Source organism: Methylobacterium soli (assembly GCF_008806385.1).
Taxonomy (GTDB): Bacteria; Pseudomonadota; Alphaproteobacteria; order Rhizobiales; family Beijerinckiaceae; genus Methylobacterium; species Methylobacterium soli.
In genome coordinates this window covers 64,258-88,932 of sequence record NZ_VZZK01000030.1, presented here as the reverse complement: position 1 = coordinate 88,932, position 24,675 = coordinate 64,258, and the positions used below count along the sequence as shown (strand labels likewise).

20 protein-coding genes, 2 tRNA genes and 1 pseudogene are annotated in these 24,675 nt (G+C 68.1%); 16 read left to right on the top strand and 7 right to left on the bottom strand.

The window, feature by feature from the left end; translation table 11 throughout:
* Window positions 1–127: 127 nt before the first annotated feature.
* The 3 genes from F6X53_RS23585 to F6X53_RS33365 all read left to right on the top strand — a co-directional run bounded on the left by F6X53_RS23585 (window position 128) and on the right by F6X53_RS33365 (window position 1,764).
* On the top strand, window positions 128–352 hold the full coding sequence (locus tag F6X53_RS23585) for a hypothetical protein (protein WP_151002861.1): 225 nt from the start codon (window positions 128–130) through the stop codon (window positions 350–352).
* Window positions 353–438: 86 nt separating this feature from the next.
* Window positions 439–1,395 (top strand): DUF4238 domain-containing protein, encoded by a 957-nt coding sequence (locus F6X53_RS23580; RefSeq protein ID WP_151002859.1) that lies wholly within the window; start codon window positions 439–441, stop codon window positions 1,393–1,395.
* Between the two features lie 96 nt (window positions 1,396–1,491).
* Entirely contained in the window at window positions 1,492–1,764 is a 273-nt protein-coding gene (locus F6X53_RS33365) for a DedA family protein (protein WP_238298609.1), read from the top strand.
* Between the two features lie 446 nt (window positions 1,765–2,210).
* Here F6X53_RS33365 and F6X53_RS23570 read toward each other — a convergent pair whose 3' ends face one another.
* From F6X53_RS23570 to F6X53_RS23560, 3 genes are all read right to left on the bottom strand, one after another.
* Window positions 2,211–3,686, bottom strand: a complete 1,476-nt coding sequence (locus F6X53_RS23570) for a site-specific integrase (RefSeq protein WP_191970960.1) — start codon at window positions 3,684–3,686, stop codon at window positions 2,211–2,213.
* A 187-nt stretch (window positions 3,687–3,873) separates the two neighbouring features.
* Window positions 3,874–3,958: transfer RNA gene (locus tag F6X53_RS23565), tRNA-Leu, on the bottom strand.
* A 120-nt stretch (window positions 3,959–4,078) separates the two neighbouring features.
* Window positions 4,079–4,384 (bottom strand): FliM/FliN family flagellar motor switch protein, encoded by a 306-nt coding sequence (locus tag F6X53_RS23560; RefSeq protein ID WP_151002855.1) that lies wholly within the window; start codon window positions 4,382–4,384, stop codon window positions 4,079–4,081.
* Window positions 4,385–4,455: 71 nt separating this feature from the next.
* Here F6X53_RS23560 and lipB point away from each other — a divergent pair, with 71 nt between their 5' ends.
* Window positions 4,456–5,187: a lipoyl(octanoyl) transferase LipB gene (gene lipB, locus F6X53_RS23555; protein ID WP_151002853.1), complete on the top strand. Its 732-nt coding sequence runs from the start codon at window positions 4,456–4,458 to the stop codon at window positions 5,185–5,187.
* A 30-nt stretch (window positions 5,188–5,217) separates the two neighbouring features.
* Here the strand turns inward: lipB and F6X53_RS23550 are convergent, their stop codons facing one another.
* A complete protein-coding gene (locus F6X53_RS23550) occupies window positions 5,218–6,105 on the bottom strand; it encodes a cation diffusion facilitator family transporter (protein ID WP_151002851.1) in 888 nt (295 codons plus the stop codon).
* A 138-nt stretch (window positions 6,106–6,243) separates the two neighbouring features.
* Window positions 6,244–6,579: a hypothetical protein gene (locus F6X53_RS23545; protein ID WP_425324699.1), complete on the bottom strand. Its 336-nt coding sequence runs from the start codon at window positions 6,577–6,579 to the stop codon at window positions 6,244–6,246.
* A gap of 35 nt (window positions 6,580–6,614) precedes the next feature.
* On the opposite strand from F6X53_RS23545, the gene queA reads away from it, so the two are divergent.
* From queA to F6X53_RS23530, 3 genes are all read left to right on the top strand, one after another.
* A complete protein-coding gene (gene queA / locus F6X53_RS23540) occupies window positions 6,615–7,703 on the top strand; it encodes a tRNA preQ1(34) S-adenosylmethionine ribosyltransferase-isomerase QueA (RefSeq protein WP_151002849.1) in 1,089 nt (362 codons plus the stop codon).
* A complete protein-coding gene (gene tgt, locus F6X53_RS23535; protein ID WP_151002847.1) occupies window positions 7,703–8,887 on the top strand; it encodes a tRNA guanosine(34) transglycosylase Tgt in 1,185 nt (394 codons plus the stop codon). The genes queA and tgt overlap by 1 nt, the downstream gene beginning before the upstream one ends.
* Window positions 8,888–9,158: 271 nt before the next feature.
* The gene (locus F6X53_RS23530) at window positions 9,159–9,581 is read left to right on the top strand and encodes a DUF1801 domain-containing protein (protein ID WP_151002845.1); all 423 of its coding nucleotides are present in this window, start codon (window positions 9,159–9,161) and stop codon (window positions 9,579–9,581) included.
* 37 nt (window positions 9,582–9,618) lie between these two features.
* On the opposite strand, the gene F6X53_RS23525 is transcribed toward F6X53_RS23530, so the two are convergent.
* Both F6X53_RS23525 and F6X53_RS23520 read right to left on the bottom strand, forming a co-directional pair.
* A complete protein-coding gene (locus F6X53_RS23525; RefSeq protein WP_191970959.1) occupies window positions 9,619–11,706 on the bottom strand; it encodes a putative bifunctional diguanylate cyclase/phosphodiesterase in 2,088 nt (695 codons plus the stop codon).
* 364 nt (window positions 11,707–12,070) lie between these two features.
* Window positions 12,071–13,207 carry a hypothetical protein gene (locus tag F6X53_RS23520; RefSeq protein ID WP_425324698.1) on the bottom strand — a complete coding sequence of 379 codons (1,137 nt, stop codon included), beginning with the start codon at window positions 13,205–13,207 and terminating at the stop codon, window positions 12,071–12,073.
* 164 nt (window positions 13,208–13,371) lie between these two features.
* Between F6X53_RS23520 and F6X53_RS23515 the strand changes: the two genes are divergently transcribed.
* From F6X53_RS23515 to F6X53_RS23475, 9 genes and pseudogenes are all read left to right on the top strand, one after another.
* Window positions 13,372–13,447, top strand: a tRNA-Lys gene (locus tag F6X53_RS23515).
* Between the two features lie 335 nt (window positions 13,448–13,782).
* Window positions 13,783–14,946, top strand: a pseudogene (locus F6X53_RS23510) (IS3 family transposase).
* Window positions 14,879–15,523 (top strand): MGH1-like glycoside hydrolase domain-containing protein, encoded by a 645-nt coding sequence (locus F6X53_RS34055; protein ID WP_373875846.1) that lies wholly within the window; start codon window positions 14,879–14,881, stop codon window positions 15,521–15,523. Before F6X53_RS23510 ends, F6X53_RS34055 begins: the two are co-directional and overlap by 68 nt.
* 684 nt (window positions 15,524–16,207) lie before the next feature.
* Complete coding sequence (locus tag F6X53_RS23500) at window positions 16,208–17,599, top strand: sodium:solute symporter family protein (RefSeq protein ID WP_151002841.1); 1,392 nt, start codon at window positions 16,208–16,210, stop codon at window positions 17,597–17,599.
* A gap of 86 nt (window positions 17,600–17,685) precedes the next feature.
* Entirely contained in the window at window positions 17,686–18,543 is an 858-nt protein-coding gene (locus F6X53_RS23495; RefSeq protein WP_151002839.1) for a helix-turn-helix transcriptional regulator, read from the top strand.
* 162 nt (window positions 18,544–18,705) lie between these two features.
* Complete coding sequence (locus tag F6X53_RS23490) at window positions 18,706–21,693, top strand: xanthine dehydrogenase family protein molybdopterin-binding subunit (protein ID WP_151002837.1); 2,988 nt, start codon at window positions 18,706–18,708, stop codon at window positions 21,691–21,693.
* Window positions 21,690–22,553 carry an FAD binding domain-containing protein gene (locus F6X53_RS23485; protein WP_151002835.1) on the top strand — a complete coding sequence of 288 codons (864 nt, stop codon included), beginning with the start codon at window positions 21,690–21,692 and terminating at the stop codon, window positions 22,551–22,553. Before F6X53_RS23490 ends, F6X53_RS23485 begins: the two co-directional genes overlap by 4 nt.
* Complete coding sequence (locus F6X53_RS23480; RefSeq protein WP_151002833.1) at window positions 22,541–23,074, top strand: (2Fe-2S)-binding protein; 534 nt, start codon at window positions 22,541–22,543, stop codon at window positions 23,072–23,074. Before F6X53_RS23485 ends, F6X53_RS23480 begins: the two co-directional genes overlap by 13 nt.
* Complete coding sequence (locus F6X53_RS23475) at window positions 23,067–24,626, top strand: AMP-binding protein (RefSeq protein WP_151002831.1); 1,560 nt, start codon at window positions 23,067–23,069, stop codon at window positions 24,624–24,626. Before F6X53_RS23480 ends, F6X53_RS23475 begins: the two co-directional genes overlap by 8 nt.
* Window positions 24,627–24,675 lie beyond the last annotated feature (49 nt).

Genomic DNA, 24,675 nt, shown 5'->3' with positions numbered 1-24,675 from the left:
GCTTCCGGGAAGGAGTGAATCACGCCCAGCTCGGCCACGCCACGGACTTCTTCAACACCCTGCTAGATTACTGCTACGCTTCTCAAAGTGATGTGGATTCGCCTGTCGCGACCGTTTGGAGCAGTGGGTGAAGACAGCCTTCCTTCTCATCCTGACCATCTTCTCGGGCAGCGCGCAGCCTGATGAAGGAGCAACCGCCGTCTTCGAGACGAGAGAGCGGTGCGAAAGGGTTGGGGAAATGGCGGTTCAGCATGCGCTTCAGGAGCTGTCGCAGAGAGGCATTAAGGCTGGTTCAGCTTGGTATCGCTGCCAAGAGGTGCGCGGCAGAGCGACAGACGATCTGACGCAGTGATCACGCGTTGGGAGCGAAGTGCTCATCTTCAAGAGTTCCCCCCCGACCGAATATAAGCGGACCTCCTCGGATCTAAACATGGAGCCATTATTCTGCCGTTCACTCAAAATCCGCCCAAAATTCACCATTTCATCCCAATTTTTTATACACAGCAGTGGGCTGGCTCTGATCGAAGAGTCTGTCAATTCAGCCGCCCACGAGAGAACTGCGATAGAGTTGTTCCGAAGAGAGTTGCCCCTGCAGGCACTGGTTACGTTGAGCGCTTGTACGAGCTCCATGGCCTGATCGGAGAGGATGCCCAAGCCTTCGAGTCTCTTTTTATGAAGCCAGTGGACGACCTGGCTGCCAAGGTCTTGTACGCCATGAAGTCCGGACAGCATATGACGTTCAAGACGCGCGAGATGGAAGCCTGGACGCGCTTTCTCATGTCTTTATGGCATCGACATCCAGACGAACTTAAATCGTTCAAACAACATTTTGAGCGTAGCTGGGCTGATGTAACACCAGAGATGGAGCTAGATTATCGCAGACGTCGCCGTTCCTCTTGGCCCAGCACGTTGCGAGAGTTCATGAACTCGGTGCCACCGGCCATGATAGAACGCGTGGGCATGACAATCGTAGCAGATCTTATCAATGACAGAAAGATTCGCGAGCGCATTATGGCCATGCGATGGGGCAGCTTAAGCTTTCCGCTCTTCTCTAACGCGCTAATGACCTCCGACCGCCCATTGATGATGACGAGCGATCTTGTTTCCTCCGACTCGTTCCTGATGATACCTATTGGTCCTAAGCAGGTTTTCTATGCTGCGAACACCGATGAGATGGTGAACCGGATAAGACGGCGGAATCATCATGAGCTAATCGCGCGACTAAACGAGCGTGTGGTAAGTCAGGCATCTCGATTCGTTTATGCGATGAATGATGTGCAACTTCCATATGTGCAATCTCAGATGGCGCGAACGCCGCTGCCCCTTCTCGCAGATCGCATAGCTGACGCTGGTCGTGAGCGAATGAACCTAACGCGGGCGCGAGATCAGAGATAACGAGCGGAGGCGCAATTGCTCTCGGCGCCTCAGGGTCGCGGAACGGCTAGATTTTCCAGAGAGAAAGGCAGCTTAATCAGTCTGAGAAGCATCTGGATGTCATTCCTCACAGAACTGCTTATTACTGGCTTCATCGCCAGCTACGGCTACATCGCGATTTTCGTGATCATCGGTCTTGAAAGCGCCGGTGTGCTGATGCCGGGTGAGACGGTCCTGATCTCCTCGGTCGTCTATGCTGACAGCACCGGCAACCTGAACATCGCGATGGTCTTTGCCATGGCCGCACTTGCTACAATCCTAGGCGATAATCTGGGTACCGGGCCGGGAGGCGCTGGGGTATGTCGCTGCTATTGCGCTACGGCCATCTGATCGCCCTCGATCACGGCCGGCTGAAGCTCGGGCAGTACCTATTCCGTCAGCACGGCGGGAAGATCGTTTTCTTCGGCCGGTTCACGGCGATGCTGAGGGTCTATGCGGCGGTCCTGGCTGGCGTGAACCGGCTCGATGCGCGGCGCTTCATGGTTTTCAATGGCCTCGGTGGAATCGCAGGGCTATCAGCATGGCCTCGGCTCATATTGGTGGGGCCGCTCCATCGAGCACATCGCTGGGCCAGTAGGCTTAGCTTTATCGACGCTCGTGATCCTTTAGTGGCCTCGCCTTGTGGCTGTTCGTGCGGCGGCATGAAGCGAGGCTGTTGGTGGAAGCCGAGGCCGCAATCCCCGGCCCACTCTCTTGACCTCGCCCAGCCCTACTTCAGAACCCATAGCGGTGTTCCGGAAGTGGGCTGGCGTTGCCCCCTCTGCGGACGGAACGAGTCAGAGGACGTAACGAGGAAACCGCTCCATTGCCGTTGCCAGCATCGCGAGCGAGGGAGCCTCATACTTGCGGCCCACAGAGGCCACCCGATGCCCCGTGATGGCATCCCTCAACCGCTCCTCAATGCCCGCTCCAAGCGCAAGTGTCTTCCATGTGTGACGCCACCCATGGTTCGGGTCTACAGCGGGATCAAGGCCCACAGTAGCACGTACCCATTTGGCAACCTTATGCCCACGCATCTCGGCTGGAGGTGTGGACGAAGCCATTCCGTGTCGCTTCGGATCGTAAAAGAGGGGGCCAGGGCCAGACGCCTTTACAAACCCCAAGAAGCCCATCTCGATGAGGTGCGCGTGGATTGGCACGACTCTCGGCTCACCCGTCTTTGTGAACTTCAGGTCCATGAGGACGATGCCGCCCTCCGTTCGGATGTCGCGAGCTTCAAGGTGTGTCAGTTCGGCTATGCGCGCACCGGAGTAGGCCGCCAGCCACGGGCACCAACGACGGGCAGCGGCGAAGGTCGGGTTTCTGTCATCAGGCTCGACCGCCGAGGCCGCAGAGAGGATCGCGGCTATCTCGCCCTCACGGAACGTCCGCTCCCGCTGAACGACCTTTCTAGGCTCCTCTAAGGCAATGCCAGTGACGGGGTTCATGGTCAGGAGCTGCCCACCTGACCGCCCGACAGCCCAGCCTAGAACCGAGCTGACCGCGACAAGATCGTTCTTGTTGATCACCCGTGGGCTAACGCCCTCCACATCACGGCGGTGGACAGCCCAGGCATAGACATCATCGGATGTGATGGCGCGAAGATCACGATCCTTCAGGAAGCCGCTGAGGGATTGGAAGCTGCCTCGATAGCGCTTGATCGTGTTCGCGGCCTTCTTGTCTGCGTTGTAGGCGGCCCACCGCTCATACAGGGTCGCAGCCGTGATCCTGTCGCCACGCTCCTGAAGAGGCTTAGCCACAGCCGGGGAGGGGGCTGGACGTTGCCACTCTGGGAAGCGCGCGGCGTCTGGGTCAGGGCGATAGTCACCCTCAGAGTTACGCTTAAGGTGGATAGCAGCCTGGATGAAGGCGCGGTCTATCGCCTCGATGAGGCGCTCGCGGCTCGCCGCATCAGCGATGAGTCCCTCCTTCAGAAGGAGCCCATCCACAGAGGGGCCAACCCACTGTCCCAACTTGCCTGCCGAGCGTGCCTCTTCGTGAAGCCGTAGAACGTGATCCCACGTCTCTGGCGTCCCCGGCTCTTCCGCTACAGCTCCCCTCACGTCCGCGTACACGAGTCCGCTAAGTGCCGTGATCTGCCGTTGGGTAAGTGTGACAAGCCCAGCCTTCTGCACTTCCCAGAACCGCTTCAGGGCACCGTCAGCGACCGCATGGCGACTCCGAGCCTCGGCGGCTTCCTTGGTCCTGAGGGAGGCCTGAACGATGTCTCCGACCTTAACCTTGACGAACGCATCGCCCACGGGGAGGGCCACCGTCTGACCCTTCAGACGTGCCAGGAGATCACGCGGCGTGCGTTGACGGAGGTGGTAAACCCCGGTCTTCGGGTCTTTCCAAGGTCGGGCTGTCATAAGGGCCATGTGGGGCACCGCTGTGTGAGAGCGCGGTCACCCGTAAGCCACTGTAATGCACCAACTCTTTGCCCTTCAAGGGAAAGTACGTTGGTGCGGCCAAGAGGACTCGAACCTCCACCCCTCGCGGGACTAGCACCTCAAGCTAGCGCGTCTACCAATTCCGCCATGGCCGCATCGGTACCTATTGGGACCGGTCTCGCCGCCGGTCCTGGCCTGCGGGGCAGGCCGTTTCCGTGGTGAGCGGCGCAGCGGATAACAGATCGAATCCGCCCCGACAAGCGCCGCGTTGCGCTTCAGGCCGCTTCGCCGTCCATTTCGAGGATCGGCACCGAGCCCTCGCCGATGGTGATCCCGGGGGTGCGCAGCACCTCGGCCTTGCGGATCAGCTCGGTCACCTCGACGGAGATGCGGTTGCCCGTCACCACGATCTGCCCGCGGGCGATCGGGTGGTCGTTTGCGAGAATCTCGACCATATCGCTCTCGGTGGCTTCGAGTTCGATCACGGCGCCGCGGCCCATGCGCAGGAGCATGTGCAGCGGCATGTGGCTGCGCCCGAGCACCACCGAGAGATCGACCTTGAGGTCTTCGAGAACCGCCACGCGCCGCACACCTTCCGACCACCCGGCACCCGCCGGTCCGGCGCCGAGCATCCGCGCAATATGGTGAAGCCTTGGTAAACGAAACCGCCCAGCGCCACGATCCGGGTCCCGGCGCCTTCCTGGCGAGCGCCGGCGCGGGGCCGGTGGATTGGTGCATCAGCGAGGGCCTCGTGCCCTATGCCGAGGCCGTCGCCGCCATGGAGGCGCGCAGCGCCGCGATCGCGCGCGGCGCGGCACCCGAATGCGTCTGGCTCCTCGAGCACCCGGCCCTCTACACCGCCGGCACCTCGGCCCGGGACGCCGACCTCGTCGAGCCCGGCCGCTTCCCCGTCCATCGCACGGGGCGGGGCGGGCAATACACCTATCACGGGCCGGGGCAGAGGGTGGCCTACGTGATGCTCGACCTCAACCGTCGCCGCCCGGACCTGCGGGCCTACGTGGCGGCCCTGGAGGCCTGGATCATCGCGACGCTCGCGGCCTTCAACGTCCGGGGCGAGCGGCGCGAGGACCGGGTCGGGGTCTGGGTGCGCCGGCCCGAGAAGGGCGCGGGCGTCGAGGACAAGATCGCGGCGATCGGCATCCGGGTGCGGCGCTGGGTGAGCTTCCACGGCATCAGCCTCAACGTGGAGCCCGACCTGTCGCATTTCTCCGGCATCGTCCCCTGCGGCATCCAGGGCCACGGGGTCACGAGCTTGGTCGATCTCGGGCACCTCGTCAGCCTGGCGGAGGTCGACATGCAGCTGCGCGCCAGCTTCGCGCCGATCTTCGGCGCGAGCCTCCCGGGGCCGCCGCCCGGCCCCTGAGAGGCCCCGGCCCGTCAGAGCACCGGACCGTCAGAGCACCGGCACGCCCCGCTGCTTGGCGTGGTCGGTCGGCTCCACGTGGATGACCACGACGGCGCCCGCGATGGCGCCCTCGATCGCGGCCTCGAGCCGGTCGCAGATGGCGTGCGAGGTCTGCACGCTCATCTCGCCCGGCACCACGAGGTGGAAATCGATGAAGGTCGCCTGGCCGGCGTGGCGGGTGCGCATGTCGTGCGCCTCGAGCGCCCCGGCGCCGTGGATCGAGATGAGCTCGCGGATCTGGGCCACCATCTCGGCCGGGGCCGCCCGGTCCATCAGACCGTCGATGGATTCCCGCACCATGCCCCAGCCCGACCACAGGATGTTGAGGGCCACGAGCCCCGCCACGATCGGGTCGAGCACGAGGGCCCCGGTGACGGCCACCAGGGCGACGCCGACCAGCACGCCCCCGGAGGTGAAGACGTCGGCCATCACGTGCCGGGCATCGGCCACGAGGGCGGGCGAGCGCCAGGCCCGCCCCCGGCGCATGAGCAGGACGGCCCAGACCCCGTTGATGATCGTCGCGAGGGCGTTGATGGCGAGGCCGAGGACCGGCGCGTCGACGGCCCGGGGCGCCAGGATGCCGGCGGCGGCCTCGCGCAGGATCAGGAGGGCCGCCACGATGATCAGGGCCCCCTCGATCACCGCCGAGAAATACTCGGCCTTGTGGTGGCCGTAGGGGTGGTCGGCATCGGGGGGCGAGGCGGCCACCCGCAGGGCCACGAAGGCGCAGGCCGCCGCCACCACGTTGATGATGCTCTCCAGCGCGTCCGAGTAGAGCGCGAGGCTGCCGGTCAGCCACCAGGCGGCGAATTTGAGACCCGTCACCAGGGTGCCGATAAGGGCGCCGGAGAGGGCGGCTTTCTGGGTCCGTTCCATGGAGGGGTCTGACACGTGTCCGGCGGAATCGCGGGCCGGGGGCCCGTCCCGGCCGAGCCCCTACAGGGCCGCCCCCCCGGAAGGCCACGGCAAAGGTTTTAGCCGGAGCTATAGGCCCGGGATCGCCGGCGCGGCGCCTCAGGCCGTCGCGTCGGGGGCCGCCCCCCGCGCCGCCTCGCGGGCGCGGCTGCGCTCGGCCTGGGCCCGGGCCACGTCCGCCTTGCGCCGGTAGCGGCGCGCGATCCAGCCGAAACGGGCCTTCCCGGCGAGCGCGTCGAGGCGCGCGGCCTCCCGGTCCCAGTAGGTCACGAGCTGCGAATCCAAGGTGATCCTGGCGCGGCGTCCCGTCCGGGGCTCGTTCACGGCGGCCACTCCCTTCCCGATGTCTCGCCCGATGGCGCGCGCATTGGCGACCGCCACGGGGCCGCGGTCAAGCCTGGTGCCGGCATCCGCCGCCGTGGCAGCAGGCGCCATTGATCCGGCGGGCCAATCCGTGCAGTTGGCGCCCCATGCGTGTGGATCTGTTCGATTTCGAGCTGCCGGAAGCGTGCATCGCGCTGCGGCCCGCCAGCCCGCGCGATGCCGGCCGCCTCCTCGTGGTGCGCCCCGGCGCGGCCCTGGAGGACCGCGCGGTGCGGGACCTGCCGGATCTCCTGCGCCCGGGCGACGCCCTCGTCTTCAACGACACGCGGGTGATCCCGGCCCGGCTCGCGGCCCTGCGCACGCGCCCCGGGGCCCCGGGCCTCCGGGCCGAGGTGATGCTGCACCTGCGCGCGGCGCCCGACCGCTGGCGCGCCTTCGCGCGGCCCGGCAAGCGCCTCGCGGTCGGCGACATCCTCCGCTTCGGCCATGACGGCGCGGGCGCGCCGTGCGAGCTCGGCGGCCTCACCGCGACCCTGATCGAGAAGGGCGAGGGCGGCGAGATCACCCTGCGCTTCGACCTCACCGGGCCGGTGCTGGACGAGCGCATCGCGGCGCTCGGCACCCTGCCGCTGCCCCCCTACATCGCCGGCAAGCGCCCTGCGGATGACCGGGACGTCACCGATTACCAGACCGTCTATGCCCGCGAGCCCGGGGCGGTGGCGGCCCCGACCGCGGGCCTGCACTTCTCCGACGACCTCCTGGCGCGGATCGACGCCGCCGGCCTGTCGCGCCACACCGTGACGCTGCACGTCGGCGCCGGCACCTTCCTGCCCGTCAAGGCCAACGACACCGCCGATCACCGCATGCATGCCGAGATCGGGCATCTCGATGCGGAGACGGCCGAGCGCCTCAACGCGGTCCGGGCCGCGGGCGGGCGGATCGTGGCGGTCGGCACCACGGCGCTGCGGCTCCTCGAGAGCACGGCGGACGCCGAGGGCCGCCTCCGGGCCTTCTCGGGGCCGACCGAGATCTTCATCACGCCGGGCGTCCCGATCCGGGCGGTCGACGCCCTGATGACCAATTTCCACCTGCCCCGCTCGACCCTGTTCATGCTGGTCTCGGCCTTCTCGGGCCTCGAGACCATGCGGGCGGCCTATGACCACGCGATCCGGGGCGGGTACCGCTTCTACTCCTACGGCGATTCGAGCCTGCTCTTCCCGGCCGGAACCCCCTGATGACCGAACCCTCGCCCACCGAAGCCTCGCCCACCGAATTCTCGCCCACCGACGCCTTCGCGTTCCGCGTCGACGCCACCGACGGCCCGGCCCGCACCGGCGCCATCACGATGCCCCGGGGCGTGATCCGCACGCCCGCCTTCATGCCGGTCGGCACCGCCGCGACCGTCAAGGCGATGTATCCCGACCAGGTGCGCGCGCTCGGGGCCGACGTCGTGCTCGGCAACACCTATCACCTGATGCTGCGGCCCGGCCCCGAGCGCATGGCCCGCCTCGGCGGCCTGCATCGCTTCATGGGCTGGGAGGGGCCGATCCTCACCGATTCCGGCGGCTTCCAGGTGATGTCGCTCGCGAGCCTGCGGAAGCTCGACGAGAAGGGCGTCACCTTCCGCTCGCACGTGGACGGCTCGGCCCACCACATGAGCCCGGAGCGCTCGATCGAGATCCAGGGGCTGCTCGGCTCCGACATCCAGATGCAGCTCGATGAATGCGTGCGGCTCCCGGCCGAGCCCGCCGAGGTGGAGCGCGCCATGCGCCTGTCGCTGCGCTGGGCCGAGCGCTGCCGCGTCGCCTTCGGGACGCAGCCCGGCAAGGCGATGTTCGGCATCGTCCAGGGGGGCGACGTGCCGGCGTTGCGCGTCGAGAGCGCCCAGGCGCTGGTCGCCCTCGACCTCAAGGGCTACGCCATCGGGGGCCTCGCGGTGGGCGAGCCGCAGGCCGTGATGCTCGCCATGATCGAGACGGTGGAGCCGCACCTGCCGCGCGCGAAGCCCCGCTACCTGATGGGCGTCGGCACCCCGGACGACCTGATGCGGTCGGTGGCGCGCGGCGTCGACATGTTCGATTGCGTGATGCCGACCCGGGCCGGGCGCCACGGCCTCGCCTATACGCGCCACGGGCGGATCAACCTGCGCAACGCCCGCCACGCCGAGGACACGCGGCCCCTCGACGAGACCTCGTCCTGCCCCGCCGCCCGCGACTATTCCCGGGCCTACCTGCACCACCTCGTCCGCTCGGACGAGATCCTCGGCATGATGCTGCTGACCTGGAACAACCTCGCCTATTACCAGGACCTGATGGCGGGGATGCGCAGGGCGATCGCGGGCGGCCGCCTCGCCGACTTCTCGGGCGAGACCCGCGAGGCCTGGGCCCGGGCGGAGGCCGAGCGCGCCGCCGGCGCGTGAACGCGGTCCGGCGCCGGACATCCGCTCCGGGTGGAGGCTGCGTGAGAAGGCAGAGCCCGCCGGCATTGCCGACAGACGCACGCCCCTGAGAAGAATACAATTTGGCGCCGCCGCGAGGCTGCGTCCTCACACGGCCGCGGTGACGTGTTGACCTTCGCGGTGGGTGGCTCGCATGTCGGGTTGCGCGGGACGCGCCTGGCTCCGGTGCGAGGTTGCGGCGACCGACGCATCGGTGCGGCGCGCGGCGCGGGCAACGAATCGGGGGAACGCAATGACCGAGGCTCGAAACCTCGCCGAGATGGACAATCCCGCCCGGTTGATCGACGCCAGGATCGCGGCGCTCGACGGCTGGCAGGGCGCGGTGCTTGCCCGGATGCGGAACTGGATCCGGCAGGCCGATCCCGGGATCGTCGAGACCGTGAAGTGGAGAAAGCCGTCCAACGCCATGCTGGGGGTGCCCGTCTGGGAGCATGCGGGCCTCATCTGCACCGGCGAGACCTATCGCACCACCGTGAAGCTGACCTTCGCCAGGGGCGCCGCGCTCCCGGACCCTTCGGGCCTCTTCAATGCCAGCCTCGAGGGCGGCACCCGGCGCGCCATCGACATCCGCGCGGGCGATGCGATCGACGAGGACGCCTTCAAGGCACTCATCCGCGGCGCCGTGGCGCTCAACCTGTCCCGGGCGCGAGGCTAGGCAAACGTCGCGCGAGGGGCCCCCGCGCGCCGCGCCTTCAGGCCGCCCGGGCGAGTTCCGGCGTGCGGGCGAGGAAGCGCCGGAGCTCCGGGGCGGCCAGGGGACGGCTGAGCAGGTAGCCCTGCATCTCCTGGCAGCCCTTCTGGCGGACGAAGGGCAGCTGATCCTGCGTCTCCACCCCCTCCGCGGTGATGCGGGCCCCGAGATCGCTGCCGAGGCCGACGATGGCGCGCACGATCGCGGCCGTCTCGGGCTTGTCGATCTCGCCGATGAAGCTGCGGTCGATCTTGATCTTGTCGAATGGAAAGCGGCGCAGGTAGCTCAAGCTGGAATAGCCGGTCCCGAAATCGTCCAGCGCGATGCGCACCCCGAGGGTCCGCAACCGGTGCAGGCAGGCCAGCACCGCCTCGCTGTCGCGCATCAGCACGCTCTCGGTGATCTCGAGCTCCAGCCGGTGCGGGGCGAGGCCGGAGACGGCCAGGGCCGCCGCCACGTTGTGCTCCAGGCCCGGACGCTCGAACTGCACCGCCGAGACGTTGACGGCGACCCGCATGTCGCCCGGCCAGGTGGAGGCTTCCCGGCAGGCCTCGCGCAGGATCCAGCCGCCGAGCCGCGCGATCAGGCCCGTCTCCTCGGCCAGCGAGATGAACTCGCCCGGTCCGATCAGGCCCTGGCGCGGGTGCATCCAGCGCACCAGCGCCTCGCAGCCGCTGACGGCGGGATGGAGGAGGTCGAGGGCCGGCTGGTAATGCAGCAGGAACTGCCCCGCGCTCACCGCCTCGCGCAGGTCGAGTTCCAGCCGGTTGCGGCTGGCGAGGCGAGCGCTCATCCCGGCCTCGTAGAAGCAATGGGTGTTGCGGCCCGCGGCCTTCGCCCGATAGAGCGCGATGTCGGCATGCCCGAACAGCGTCCCGGCATCCTTGCCGTCCTGCGGGCCGCTGGCGATACCGATGCTGACGCCGATCTGCGCCGTGTGTCCGTCGAGACGGAGGGGCCGCCCGACCGCCTCGGTGATGCGCTCGGCGATCGCCCGCGCGGAGCGCTCCGCCACAGGACCGGGATCCGCCAGCAGGATCACGAACTCGTCGCCGCCGATGCGGGCGACCAGGTCGGTCTCCCGCACGACCTGGCGCAGGCGCTCGGCCACGGTCTGGAGGAGCACGTCGCCCGCCGGATGCCCCAGCGTGTCGTTGACGGCCTTGAACCGGTCGAGGTCGAGACAGAGCATGGTGGCGGCGCCGCTGACGGCGAGCTGGCGCTCGAGCTGGGCGTTGAAGGCGGCGCGGTTGGCCAGCCCCGTGAGGGGATCGTGGTGGGCGAGGTGATAGATGCGGCTCTCGATGCGCCGCCGCTCGGTGATGTCCTCGACGGTCGAGACCGAGCTTCCTGTCGGCAGGATCCGGGTCGAGACGGCGAGGATCCGCCCGCCGAAGGCGATCTCCACGACGCTCGCCACGCGGCCGCGCCCGAGGGGCTCCGGCCTGCCGAGCGAGCGCCACGCCGCCCGCCCGCCCGGCCCCCGCAGAGCCTGGGCCCGGGCCAGGATGCGTCGCAGCAGGACCCGGAGCGCGGTTCCGCGCGGGGCCTCGGCCTCGCCGAGCCCGAGGATTTCCCGGAAGCGGGCATTGCAGAGGACGAGGCGCCGCTCGGCATCGAGGAGGCACAGCCCCTGCGACATGTGGGCGAGGGCGAGTTTCAGGTTCTCGGAGCTGTCCCGGATCCGCGCCGCATCGTCCCTCTGCTCGGTGCGGTCGCGGGTGATCTTGGCAAATCCGATGAGGCCGCCGGCCTCGTCGCGGATCGCCTCGATGACAACATGCGCCCAGAACCGGCTGCCGTCCTTGCGCAGGCGCCAGCCCTCGGCCTCGTACCGGCCCTCCCGCCGCGCCACCGCGAGATTGCGCTCGGGCGCCCCTCTCGCCCGCTCGTCCGCCTCGTAGAAGCAGGAGAAGGTCTGCCCGACGATCTCCTGGGCCCGGTAGCCCTTGGCCCGCTCGGCGCCGGCATTCCAGTTGGTCACGACCCCGTCCGGATCGAGCATGTAGATCGCGTAATCCCGCACGCCCTGCACCAGCAGGCGATACATCAGGTCGGAACCGGGGCTCGGGGCGGGGCACGCGCTCATGTCGTCGATCTCGGCATCTCTGCGGGCAGCCGTTGGGGGACCGGCCCCTTCGGGCGCGGGACGGGCCAGGGACACTGAACCCGAAGGCAATCCTGTTCGCGGGACGGACCAAGCGGCGTCGGCGGCCTGACGCGCGGAGGATCCGTCCAAGTCGAGCCGGAGCATTCTACCAGAAGTTGCTAATGTCCCAGCGTTGAACCTGAGATCAACGTAGAGGACCGACGTTCAGGATTGGTGAAACCGGCGCATTTCGGCAGCGCGTAACCTGAGAGATATCCCGTCAAAACCGTTCTTTGACGCCCAGAGCCTCGACATTGCGTGCTCTTTGCACCGGGCTACCGCGTTTCCGTGGGGCGGCCGCGGCTCAGGGATGCGCCAGGACCCGATAGAAGCCATCGGGATCGTCGAGGCCGGTGGCGCGGGCCGCCCGAAGGCTTGCCACGATGCGGGCGGCCACGGGTAGGCGGTAATGCAGGGCGTCCCAGTAGTTCACATCCGCCGTCGTGACCGGGGAGGGGATGCGGAAATCCACCACCGTCGTCCCGTGGCGGCGGCCGATCTCCGCCACCTGCGCCTTGCAGGCGGCCTCGCGCGTGCCCTGGGGGGTGCCCGGCTGCCCCTGCGCGGCCGCGTGGACCGGCATGAAGGCGGCGAGCGTCACGGCCTCCGGCGGCACGGCGGCGAGGAGCGCCTCGAGCCAGGCGAGCGCCGGCATCGCGGCGCCGGCCTCTCCAGCCGGATCGGCCGCCAGGAGGGCTCCGGGCCCCGGGAGGGCTCCGTCCTCCAGGAGCGGGTTGCCGCCGCCATGGATGTGGGCGGCCGCCCGGACCGGGTCGTAGCTCGCCTCGGGGGGCGTGAACACGGCGTAGCCGTCGCGGCGGATGCGGTCGGGGGCGTGGCCGAGCCGATGGAGCGCCACGCGGGCGGCGGTGCCGAGGCTCTGCCAGTTCACCTGTCGCACCAGCCCGAGGGGCGCGCCCGGTTCGTAGAGCCAGGGCGGGAAGGGGCGAAAGGTGAGGCGGTGCCGGTCGGCATCGGCTGCGCACCAGGTCGAATCGAGGGCGAAGATCACGGCCCGGACCGCGCCCTGCCGCAGGAACAGCCGCGCGAGCTCCCGCTGCTCGAAGGGGGTCGCGGCATTCATGGCGAGGTTGGCGAAGCGGGCACCGAAGGCCGCGTCGAGGTCCCGCGGGTCGAGCAGGCGGGCCGTGGAGGTGCCGAACACGGCGGCATCGTAGGCGCCCCCGCGCACGATCTGCGGGTACATGAAGCGCTGGTTGAGGTCCATGATCGGCCCCGGCGCCCGCCCGGGCGCGGCCCGCAATCCGTAGGGATCCATCGCGGCGATGAAGCCAACGGCCCCGAGCCCGAGGAGGACGGCGAGCCCCGCGAAGGTCAGGGCGAAACGCCGCCACGCCGCCGCGGGCGCGAAGGCAGGGGCGGGGGCAGGGATAGGGGCAGCAGACCGCGACGGGTCCTCGGGCGGGGTCGGCATCGTCATCGCGTAAGCGCCCTCTCACGCGACCATGGCGGCCGCAGGGCGGACCGCGCCTCGCTGGCGGCCGATGCCGCATCCGCCCGCGGTTGACCCCATGGAACCGCTCGCCTATTGCGGGCCACGCTTTCCGCCAGGCCCGGCCCGACGGCCCGACCCGCGGCGGATGCGAGCGCGTAGCTCAGCTGGTAGAGCAACGGACTTTTAATCTGTAGGTCCTGGGTTCGAGTCCCAGCGCGCTCACCACAAATTTGCCCGCATGGCCAATGGCTTAGCGGGCTTTTTAACGCCCATACCGCCTCGGATCGTGTTGCAACCACCGGCAACACGATCCCTGATTTTACAATGTGTTACGACGGGACGTCGGCGACTCTATGCAACACGGGCGCAACACGCTTCGGCCTCTCGCTGCGTCATCAGGAACTCAGAATTGCTGGTGGCCATCCGTTCAGGGGAATTGCGCCGGGACGGAAGCCCGCGCTTAGCTTTGGTGCTTCCTTCAGCAACATAGGCCCATTGATCCGCCCCCACAGGAGTGGTCCGCCCTTTAGTATGGCTTTTGAGCCTGGAGGACGGACGAGATGGCGAAGCGACCCAAGCCGGAGGAGATTGTTGCCAAGCTGCGGCAGGCGGACGTGCTGATCTCACAAGGCCAGAGCGTGGCCGAGGCGATCCGCGCGATCAGTGTGAGCGAAGTGACGTACTATCGCTGGCGGCGTGAGTTTGGCGGCCTGAAGTCGGATCAGGTCCGGCGGATGAAGGAGCTGGAGACCGAGAACCAGCGGCTGCGCAAGGCGATCGCGGATCTGACGCTGGACAAGCTGATCCTGCAGGAGGCGTCTCGGGGAAACTTCTGAGCCCCGCGCGCCGGCGCGCCTGTGTCGAGCACATCATGGACGTCCTGCACGTCTCCGAGCGTCGCGCCTGTCGGGCGCTCGGCCAGCATCGCTCGACACAGCGCAAGGTGCCGCGGGGCCGCGACGATGAGGCGGCGCTGACGGCCGACCTTGTCGAATTGGCGGAGAAATACGGCCGCTACGGTGACCCTCAAGATCAGCGCGTTGCTGAAGGCGGCCGGCTGGCTCGTCAACGACAAGCGGGTCGAGCGGATCTGGCGGCGCGAGGGGCTGAAGGTGCCAGCGCGTCAGCCCAAGCGCGGTCGGCTGTGGGACGGGGACGGGTCGAGCCTGCGGCTACGGCCGGAGCACCGCAACCAGGTCTGGTCGTATGACTTCGTTGAGGCGCGCACGCACGACGGACGCAAGTTCCGGATGCTCAACGTCGTGGACGAGTTCACGCGCGAGTGCCTGGCCATCCGTGTGGCCCGCAAGCTCAAGGCCGTGGACGTCATCGATGTGCTGTCGGATTTGTTCATCTTGCGCGGAGTGCCCAGCCACATCCGCTCGGACAATGGACCGGAGTTCATCGCCAAGTCCGTGCAGTCGTGGATCACTGGGGTCGGTGCGAAGACGGCCTACATTGCACCAGGCTCACCATGGGAGAATGGATACGTCGAGAGCTTCAACGCTCGCCTGCGGGACGAACTGCTCAACGGTGAGATCTTCTATACGCTCAAGGAGGCACAGATTGTGATCGAGAGTTGGAGACGTCACTACAACACGGTCAGGCCGCACGGATCATTGGGCTACCGACCGCCAGCTCCGGAAGTGTTCATGCCTGCCTTCACGGTCTGGCCCGCCGCTTCGGCCAAGCTGCCCGTGGTGGAGCGGCCAACCGTGCACTAACCTTGAACCTGGGCCACCCCGTGGGGGCGGATCACTCGACGAGACCGAGTTCCTCTCGGACCACGGCCTGCGGGCGCTCTCAAAGGCACATGCCGAGCAGCCCTTCACCCTCGATTGGAACGGGACGCGCTTCGTCGTCGATTACGAGCCGGGAGAGTCGACCAGCAGCGTATTCGGCGGCAATTCGAACTGGCGCGGCCCGGTCTGGATGCCGATCAACTACCTGCTGATCGAGTCCCTCTACCGGTTCGGCAGCTTCTACGGCGATGACACGCGGTTCGAGTGCCCGACGGGGTCTGGGCAGTACCGCACCCTACCGGAGATCGCCGAGGAACTCGCGCGCCGTCTGACGCGCCTGTTCCTGCGCGGCGCGGACGGGCGCCGGGCGGTGCTCGGAGCCAATGACCGGCTTCAGACGGATCCGGCCTTCCGCGACCACGTGCCGTTCCATGAGTACTTCCACGGGGACACCGGCGCGGGACTCGGCGCTGGCCATCAGACCGGATGGAGCGGCCTCGTCGCGCTGCTGCTGTTCCCTGATCTGCAAGCCAGGATCCGCCCTCCGCCCTATGCGTAGGGGCAACGCTGAGTTCGCGCTGGATCCGATCCGGTCATCCCCGATGGCTTGAGAACTCAGGTTGCAGCATACGGACGTACGATCAACGAAGTCCCGTGATCAGGGCTTCGCAACGACCGCCTTGGAGATACTGCCTGTGAAGACTGAATTGCTGCGATGGGCGCGAAGTGGATGGCCGGAGTTGGCCGTAAGCCGCCGGTCTGCTTCGGGGCTTAAGCTGTGAGTTAGCAGACGGTCGTCGAGGCTCAACTGAATGCCTCAGAGTGACCCGATCCGAACATTCAGATGGACCTCAGCGAGAGTCCGGAGTGAGCGGAAAGCGGACGTCCGAAGGTTACTCTGGCTGCCGTGTCGCACTCGAGCCGCCCGGCGCTCAAGGCCTGAGGGCTGGGAGACAATGACAAGAATTGTGGTCGCGCAGGGCCGCACCGTCTTGTCTACTCTTCATGTGGGGATTCCTGGGAAGACAGGCCCCTGCCAGAGCGCAGGCATCAATTTCGCTGATTATAGCCATCAATTTTGAATGCTTGGACTCTCTCTTGGAACAGCCTACGTTTTCCTCAATGCTCGTCGCTCCTGCTTACGCAATTCAGCAGAGCTGAACGGCTTAGATAAGACGACGGAGGAAACATGCTGGACCATGACATCGTGTCTGCGACTGAGAACCGTCGGTAGGTCGCGCGCATGCAGCCGAACTGGATCGTCCTGTCCCTCACGCTAGCCTATATGGCGGTCATGGGGCTGATTAGCTTCTCCGCCCGGCGCTATGCGAAGAGTGCGGGAAGCTTCACCTCCGGGGGAACCCGCTATCACGCGTTCCTGATCGGCTTCCTGCTGATGTCGGAATTTATCGGCACGGCCACCAGCGTCGGCACCACGCAGACGGCCTACAAGGTCGGCCTGTCTGCGGCCTGGAACGTGTTGGCTCTCGCCATCGGCTTCCTGCTTTATGGCGTACTCCTGGCTAGCCGCTTCAAGCAACTCGGCGAAAACACCATCTCGGGTGCGCTGGCCAAGGCCTATGGCCGCCCGACGAAGCTCGCGACCTCGATCATCATGATCTTCGCCCTGCAGATCGTGGCCGTGTCGACCTATGCAGGTGGCGGCACGATCCTGGCGGGGCTGCTCAACGTCGACCGGACCAGCGCCATCATCATCACGGGAGCTGTCGCAACGCTCTACGTCAGCGTCGGCGGCATGCGCTCGGTGATCTACACCAACGTCCTGCATGCGCTCGTCAAATACATCGGCATCCTGGTCGCAGTCGCCTTCGGGCTCTCACAGCTCGGAGGCCTCGGGGCGTTGCAGGAGCGTGTGCCCGAGCGGATGTTTGCGGTCGACGCGGTCGGCTGGCCGCAGATCTTCGCATGGCTGGTGGCTGGCATCGGCGCTGTCTTCTCCACGCAGTACGTGATCCAGGCGATCAACACCGTGGAGGACGGGCGGACCGCGCGGCAGGCAAGCTTCTACTGCGCCCTTCTGCTCGTCCCGTTCGGGATCTGCGCCGCCCTGGTCGGCGTCTGCGCGGCGGCGCTTCTGCCCGGGATCCCGGCAATCCAAGCCCTGCCGAGCCTGATCGCCCGCATGGACGATCTCCTCGCCGCTGTCGTTGTGGCGGGATTGGCGGGATCCCTGTTCGGCACGATCTCGGCCCTCAGCATCGGTGCCGCGACGCTCCTGTACAAAGACTTCTATCTCTCGCGCCTCCGGACCGAGGAAGGGGCGTCGTCCCTGCGCTTCGTACGGATTGCCACCATCCTCGTAGGCCTGATCCCAATCCCGCTTGCGATCTTCGCGCCGGACATCCTGAAGGTCACGTTCCTGGCGAAATCCCTGCGGGCGACGCTCGCGGTGCTGGTACTCTTCGCCTTTTACGCGCCGCACTTCGGCAGCCCGCGCGCGGCAGTCATCAGTATCCTCGCCTCTCTCGTCCTGACGATCGGCTGGTTCCTGGCCGGGGACCCGCTGGGGATCGACAATGCCTACGTGGCGCTCGTCATCCCTCTCGTTGTCATGGCGTTTGCACAGGCCCGGAAGAATGCCATGCCTAGTACCGAGCCGGCGACATCGCTCTGAAGGAACCCGGGACGCAACCAGATCCAGCCAAGCCAGCGGCTCAGCCGGACCTAGTTGCGCCTCGGATCGCATGCTAAAAACCTCTGATGTCCGAGGCTCTTGAGATCGCCCATGGCGCCTTCGGCCGAGTCGCTCTCCTTGACATGGACCGCGGCCTCGTCCGCCATGCGCACCCGCATTGCCACGTGCTGCTGAAGGTCGAGGGAGACGACACGCAGTTCCTCGTTGGCGACCGCATCGTGGCGCTCACCGATGATCAGGCCGTTCTGGTCAATGCCTGGGAGACTCACGCCTACCTGCACAATCCGCAGCGCGACAAGGCGATGATCCTCGCGCTCTATGTCGAGCCCGACTGGCTCAGCGCCTTCCGACGCAATTGGGCGGCGAGCGGCGCGCCCGGCTTCTTCAGCCAGCCGTTCGGTAGCGTGACGCCGGCGATCCGCCGGCTGGCCCACGACCTCGCCGCAGAGATGGTCTACGCGCCGGACTCCTCCCACATCCAGGACGAACTCCTATCCGGCCTTATGATCGCGGTAATCGAGCGCTTCACAGCTTGGCGGGAGGCGAGCGAGTCCCTGCGCGCCGCCGCCCGGCGCAATGCCGGCGACTGGCGCATCCGGCGCGCCGTCGCGCGGATGCGGGCCGAGCCAGGTGCCGCCCTGGGCGCCGATGCGCTGGCTCGCGAGGTGGGCCTGTCCCGAGCCCATTTTTACCGCCTGTTCGAGCAGTCGACCGGCGCCCCACCCCATGTCTTCCTCAACGCGATCCGGGTCGAGCACGCCGTCGAGGCGATCGTGCGGAGTGACGAGAGCCTCGCCGACATCGGCACCCGTCTCGGCTTCGCCGCTCCCGCGCATTTCTCGCGCTTCTTCCGCGACCATGTCAGCGTACCCCCGAGCGTCTTTCGCAGCATCCTCCGGCGGGGTGGCGAGCCCGCGATCTGATGGGCGCTCCTCAACGCGGATGCGGCGCCGGACGTCGCGGCGGCACCTACAAAATGAGACATCTCGGTAAGTGACGAGACGCACCGGCATCGTCTCGATCGAACCACGCCGCCATCCTCGTCCCAGCACGGAACCCGCGAGAGTTCCGGCGGAGGAAGCGAATTGGGCATCGAGCACACGACGTTCGTCGGACGATCGGTGGAGCGCGTCGAGGACGCCGCGCTGCTCTCCGGGTTCGGTCGCTACATCGACGATCTCGGCACGCGGCCGGGCACGCTGCACGCGGCGATCCTGCGCTCGCCCCACGCCCATGCGGACATCGTCGGCATCGACATTGAGGTCGCGCGGGCGCTGCCCGGCATCGTCGCCGTCGTCACGGGCCGGGACCTCGCCAACATCACCACCGGCCTCGTGCCAGCAGTGCGGGCCGCACTCGACGCCCGCGCCATCGCGGTCGACCGGGTGCGCTACGTGGGCGAGCCCGTCGCAATCGTGGTGGCGCGCGACCGCTACCTCGCGGAGGATGGCTGCGACCTGATCGAGGCGCAGTACCGGGTGCGAACGGCGGTGGTCGATCCCGTCGCGGCGCTCGCCCCCGATGCCCCGGTCCTGCACGAAGGCGTCGGCTCGAACCTCGTCAGCGACCGGCGGTTCCGCTACGGCGATCCCGAGACGGCCTTTGCCGAGAGCCCGCACAGTCTGTCTGTAACGGTGCGCTACCCGCGCAACACGGGCTCGCCGATGGAGACCTACGGGGTCGTCGCCACCTACGATCCGACGGACGATTCCTACGACGTCCTGGCGAACTTCCAGGGGCCGTTCAGCATCCACGCGGTGGTGGCGCGCGCGCTCAAGGTCCCGGGCAACCGCCTGCGCCTGCGCACGCCCCCGGATTCGGGCGGCAGCTTCGGGGTCAAGCAGGGCGTCGCCCCGTACGCCGTGCTGATCGCCGCCACGGCCCGCCTCGTCGGCCAGCCGGTGAAGTGGATCGAGGACCGGCTGGAGCACCTCTCGGCATCCGTCTCAGCGACGAACCGGGTCACCACTCTGAAGGCTGCCTTCGATGGGGAGGGCCGGGTCACGGTCCTCAACTGGGACCAGGTCGAGGATTGCGGCGCGTACCTGCGTGCGCCGGAACCCGCCACCCTCTATCGGATGCACGGCAATCTGACCGGCGCCTACGCGATCCGGAACGTGGCCGTCCGCAACCGCGTCGTGCTCACGAACAAGACGCCGACCGGCCTCGTTCGCGGCTTCGGAGGGCCGCAGGTCTACTATCCCCTCGAGCGGCTGATGCAGTGCATCGCCCGCAAACTCGGCCTCGATCCCTTCGCGGTGATCCGCCGGAATTTGATCCCGGCCGATGCGTTCCCGTACCGCACCGCGACCGGGGCCCTCTACGATTCGGGCGATTATCAGCGCGCCCTCGACGAGGCGGCCCGGGATGGGGAGCTCGATGATCTCAAGCGGCGGCGCGACGCCGCGCGGGCGGAGGGACGCCTCTACGGCATCGGCCTGACGGCGGCGGTCGAGCCCAGTGTCTCCAACATGGGCTACATCACCACGGTGCTGACCGCGGCCGAGCGTGCCAAGGCCGGTCCGAAGAATGGCGCGCAATCGACCGCCACGATCACGCTCGATCCCGTGGGATCGGTCACCGTGCAGGTTGCCTCCGTGCCGCAGGGACAGGGCCACCGCACCGTCCTGGCCCAGGTGGTGGCCGACGTGCTCGGCATCCCGATGGGGCAGGTCCGGGTCACGACCGACCTCGACACGGCCAAGGACGCGTGGTCGATCGCCTCGGGAAATTATTCGAGCCGCTTCGCCGCCGCGGTGGCGGGCGTGGCGCACCTCGCCGCCACGCAGCTGCGCGACAAGCTTGCGCGGATCGCGGCGGCGCAGCTGAACCTGCGGCCCGAGGATCTCGTCTTCGCGGACGGGCGCATCGCCTCGCGTACGAACCCAGATGCCGGCCTACCCTTCGGGCGCGTGGCCGCCACTAGCCATTGGTCGCCGGGGCTCGTGCCTGAGGATATCGGCTCCGCGATCCGCGAGACGGTGTTCTGGACGCCGCCGGAGTTGACCGCCCCCGACGCGGACGACCTCGTCAACTCTTCCCTCTGCCACGGCTTCATCTTCGATCTCTGTGGCGTCGAGATCGACCGAGTCACCGGCAAAATCAGGATCGATCGCTACGTCACGATGCACGATTGCGGGCGCGTGCTGCACCCCGGCATGGTCGAGGGGCAGGTGCGCGGAGGCTTCGCGCAGGCCCTCGGCGCGGCGGTCTACGAGGAACTCGCCTACGGCGACGACGGCGCCTTCCTGTCCGGCACTTTCGCCGACTACCTGCTGCCCACCGCTACCGAAGTGCCGGACCTCCGGATCTTGCACGTCGAGAGCCCGTCGCCCTTCACGCCTTTGGGCGCCAAGGGCGTCGGCGAAGGCAATTGCATGTCGACCCCGGTCTGCCTCGCCAACGCGGTGGCGGATGCTCTCGGCCTCGACGCAATCGACCTGCCTCTGACGCCCTCCAAGCTCGCTAGCCTCGCGGCCGGCGCGGACGAGCCGGCGCCGCCCGCCGGCCACGCCGCCCCCAAGCCGCCGGCCAAGCCTGGCGACCGCACCCTGCGCGGGGAGGGCTTGGCCCAGGTGGCTGCACCGCCGGAGACGGTCTGGGCGATGCTCCTCGACGCGGACCTGCTGGCTTCTGTCATCCCGGGTTCGCACGGGGTGCGGAAGCTTTCGGATACACATTTCCAAGCCGATGTCAGCCTCGGGGTCGGCCCGGTGAAGGGCCGGTACAAGGCCGATGTGACCCTGTTCGACCTCGAGGCGCCGCGGACGGCGACGCTGACCGGCACCGTAACGGGCAGCCTCGGCAGCGGCGGCGGCTCCGGCCGCATTACCCTGGAGCCGGACGGCGCCGGAGGCACCCGCGTCTCCTACGTCTACGAGGCCGCCGTCGGCGGCAAGGTCGCGGCGGTCGGAGGACGCCTCCTCGACGGCGCCGCACGCGTGATCATCGGCGGCTTCTTCGCGGCACTCGCCCGCCGGGCCGGCGGACCATCCGGCCGCAACACCGGCCTCGCGGGCTTCCTGCGGGGGCTCCTGCGTCGGCTGCTCGCACGCCTCGGAGCATCGGCATGAAGCCCGCCTCGTTCGGCTATGTCCGCGCCGAGTCTCTGGAGGAGGCCCTCGACGCCCTGCGCCAGCATGGGCCCGAGGCCCGGATCATCGCGGGCGGCCAATCTCTGATGCCGATGCTCAACATGCGGCTAACCAAGCCCGCAATGCTTGTCGACGTGATGCGGATCGCTGCCCTCAAGGAACCCCATGTCGAGAAGGGCGCGCTTGTCGTCCCGGCCGGCGTGCGACAGGCAATCCTGCTGGAGCGGCCGAAGCTCGCGGACGACCTGCCGCTGCTGGCCTCCGCCCTGCCGTGGGTTGGGCATATCCAGACCCGGGCGCGCGGCACCCTCTGCGGCTCTGTCGCCCACGCCGACCCGAGCGCCGAGATCCCGCTCTGCCTCGTCGCGCTCGAGGGCGAGGTGCGCCTGCGAGCCCGTCGGAAGGCGCGGAGGATTACGGCGGAAGCCTTCTTCACCGGCATGATGGTGACCGAGAAGGCCGACGACGAGATGATCGAGGCCATCGCTTATCCCCTGCGCAGGCGAGGGACCGGCTACAGTTTTGCAGAGGTCGGGCGCCGCCACGGCGACTTCGCGATCGTCGCCTGCGCGGCCGTCGTCGACAGTGCGCGCATGCGGCTCGCGATCGGCGGCGTCGCGGACCGGCCGACCGCCCGCGACTTCCCCCATCTCGACGGATCGGCGCTCGACGACGCCCTCAACGCCTTCGCGTGGGATCTCGGCGCGGGCGACGATCTCCACGCCACCGCCCGCTACCGCCGCGACCTCGTGCGCAGCCTTGGGCGTCGCGTGCTGGAAGACGCCGCCAAGGTGACGAAGGGCGAGACCAACCGGGAGGCCGCGCCATGCCGCAGCTAGACGCGAAGGGGCGCCACGCGGTCGCCTTCACCCTCAACGGACGCCCGGCCGCGGTCGAGGTCGAGACGCGCACCCTGCTGACGGACGCGCTCCGCCACGGCCTCGGCGCTACGGGCACGCATGTCGGCTGCGAGCACGGCGTCTGCGGTGCCTGCACGGTCTCGATCGACGGCGTGCCGGCCCGCGCCTGTCTGACGCTGGCGGTCGGAATCGAGGGCTGCGCGATCCGCACCGTCGAGGGTTTGGCGCCGGAGCCCGGCCGGCTTGGGAGCCTCCAGGCGGCGTTCCGGCGCCACCACGCCCTGCAATGCGGATTCTGCACCGCCGGCATCCTGGTGTCGCTCGACGCCTACCTCGCCCTGCGGCCGAGCCCGTCGCGTCGGGAGATCACCGAAGTCGTCGGCGGCCACCTCTGCCGCTGCACCGGCTACGCGCCGATCATCGAGGCCGCCCTGGAGGCGGCCGCGGAACTGCGGGGCGAGGGCCCGGCCCTGGCCCCTTCGGAGAACGCCCATGCTTGATCTCGGAACCAGCTTCCTGGCGAGCGTCTCGCGCGATCCGCGGGCGCTGGCCATCGTCGACGGCGACACCCGACTGACCTACGCGGAGTGGTACGCCGTGATCTCCGCCACCGTCGCGGGCCTCGACCGGCTTGGGCTCAAGCCCGGTGACCACCTCGTCACGGTTCTGCAGAACCGCTTAGAGGCGGCGACCCTGCACTGGGCCTGCCAGTTCGCCGGGATCGTGATCACGCCGATCAATTGGCGGGCGAGGCCCGACGAGATCGACTTCGCGGTCGCGGACGCGGAGGCCTGCGCGATCGCCTACGAGCCGGTCTCGGCCGAGAGCCTGCGGGCGAGCGAGGGCCCGGGCCGGATCCCCCGCATCGCGGTCGGCATGGCCTCAAATCCCGGCGAGACGGCGTTCTCCGATCTCGCTACCGGGGAGTCCGCCCCGGCGAAGCCTCGTACCGACGCGGAGGCGATTTCGCTGATGCTCTACACCTCCGGCACGACCGCCAAGCCCAAGGGCGTGCCGCGGCAGCACCGGGCGGAACGGGCGGCGGCGCTCGCCCACGTGGCGCAGAATCTCTACGGACGCGCCGAGCGGACCCTCGGCGTCATGCCGCTCTACCACACGATGGGAGTGCGCTCGCTCCTGGCGATGTCGTTGATTGGGGGCACCTTCGTCTGCCTGCCGCGATTCGACGTCGCCAGCGCCCTGCGGCTGATCGCGTCTGAACGCATCACGAACCTCTACCTCGTGCCCACCCTCTATCATGACCTCGTCCACCATCCCGATTTCCCGACCACCGACACCGGCTCCGTGCGCAAGCTCGGATTTGCCGGAGCACCGATGACCGACGGATTGCTGGCCCGCCTCACGGAGGCGTTCCGGCCGGATCTGTTCGTCAACCATTACGGCTCGTCGGAGGTCTACACCTTCACGGTCAACCACGAAGCCGCGGCCAAGCCCGGCTCGGCCGGCCGGGCCGGTCTCAACACCATGGTGCGCATCGTGCCGCTGACGGGCGCCCCGGACGCCACCGCCGCCCCCGGCGAGGAAGGCGAGATCGCCGTCATCGCGAGCGGCGACGAGGCTTTCGAGGGCTACTGGCGCCGCCCCGAGGCCACCGCGAAGGCGTTCCGCGAGGGCTGGTACTTCACCGGCGATACCGGCTTCGCGGACGCCGATGGCGACATCTTCGTCACCGGCCGGGTCGACGACATGATCATCACCGGCGGCGAGAACGTCTCGCCGGTGGAGATCGAGAGCCGGCTCTCCCTGCACCCGGCCGTCTCCGAGGTCGCCGTCGTGGGCCTGCGTGACGAGCGCTGGGGCCGGATCGTCGCCGCCTTCGTCAAGCGGAGCGGCGGCGTCGATGCGGCGGCTCTGGACGCCCATTGCCGGGCGGGCGGACTGCCGAGCCACAAGCTCCCGCGCCGATACGTCTTCGTCGACGAGATCCCGAAATCCCCCGTCGGCAAGCTGCTTCGCCGCCAGCTAGTGGCCGGCGAGTACGTCGCCGAAACCCCGCCAGAAACGCCGATCAAAGGGCCGGCCGCGGCCTGAACGAGCCTCCGTCCGCAATCATCGCGGCCTCAACTCCCTGCCCACCCTC

Coding starts and splice junctions, on each gene's coding strand:
- F6X53_RS33365 (WP_238298609.1), top strand. CDS start 1,492: ATGTCATTCCTCACAGAACTGCTTATTACTGGCTTCATCGCCAGCTAC.
- F6X53_RS23550 (WP_151002851.1), bottom strand. CDS start 6,105: ATGGAACGGACCCAGAAAGCCGCCCTCTCCGGCGCCCTTATCGGCACC.
- F6X53_RS23545 (WP_425324699.1), bottom strand. CDS start 6,579: ATGGCGCCTGCTGCCACGGCGGCGGATGCCGGCACCAGGCTTGACCGC.
- queA (WP_151002849.1), top strand. CDS start 6,615: ATGCGTGTGGATCTGTTCGATTTCGAGCTGCCGGAAGCGTGCATCGCG.
- tgt (WP_151002847.1), top strand. CDS start 7,703: ATGACCGAACCCTCGCCCACCGAAGCCTCGCCCACCGAATTCTCGCCC.
- F6X53_RS23530 (WP_151002845.1), top strand. CDS start 9,159: ATGACCGAGGCTCGAAACCTCGCCGAGATGGACAATCCCGCCCGGTTG.
- F6X53_RS23525 (WP_191970959.1), bottom strand. CDS start 11,706: ATGAGCGCGTGCCCCGCCCCGAGCCCCGGTTCCGACCTGATGTATCGC.
- F6X53_RS23520 (WP_425324698.1), bottom strand. CDS start 13,207: ATGACGATGCCGACCCCGCCCGAGGACCCGTCGCGGTCTGCTGCCCCT.
- F6X53_RS23500 (WP_151002841.1), top strand. CDS start 16,208: ATGCAGCCGAACTGGATCGTCCTGTCCCTCACGCTAGCCTATATGGCG.
- F6X53_RS23495 (WP_151002839.1), top strand. CDS start 17,686: ATGTCCGAGGCTCTTGAGATCGCCCATGGCGCCTTCGGCCGAGTCGCT.
- F6X53_RS23485 (WP_151002835.1), top strand. CDS start 21,690: ATGAAGCCCGCCTCGTTCGGCTATGTCCGCGCCGAGTCTCTGGAGGAG.
- F6X53_RS23480 (WP_151002833.1), top strand. CDS start 22,541: ATGCCGCAGCTAGACGCGAAGGGGCGCCACGCGGTCGCCTTCACCCTC.
- F6X53_RS23475 (WP_151002831.1), top strand. CDS start 23,067: ATGCTTGATCTCGGAACCAGCTTCCTGGCGAGCGTCTCGCGCGATCCG.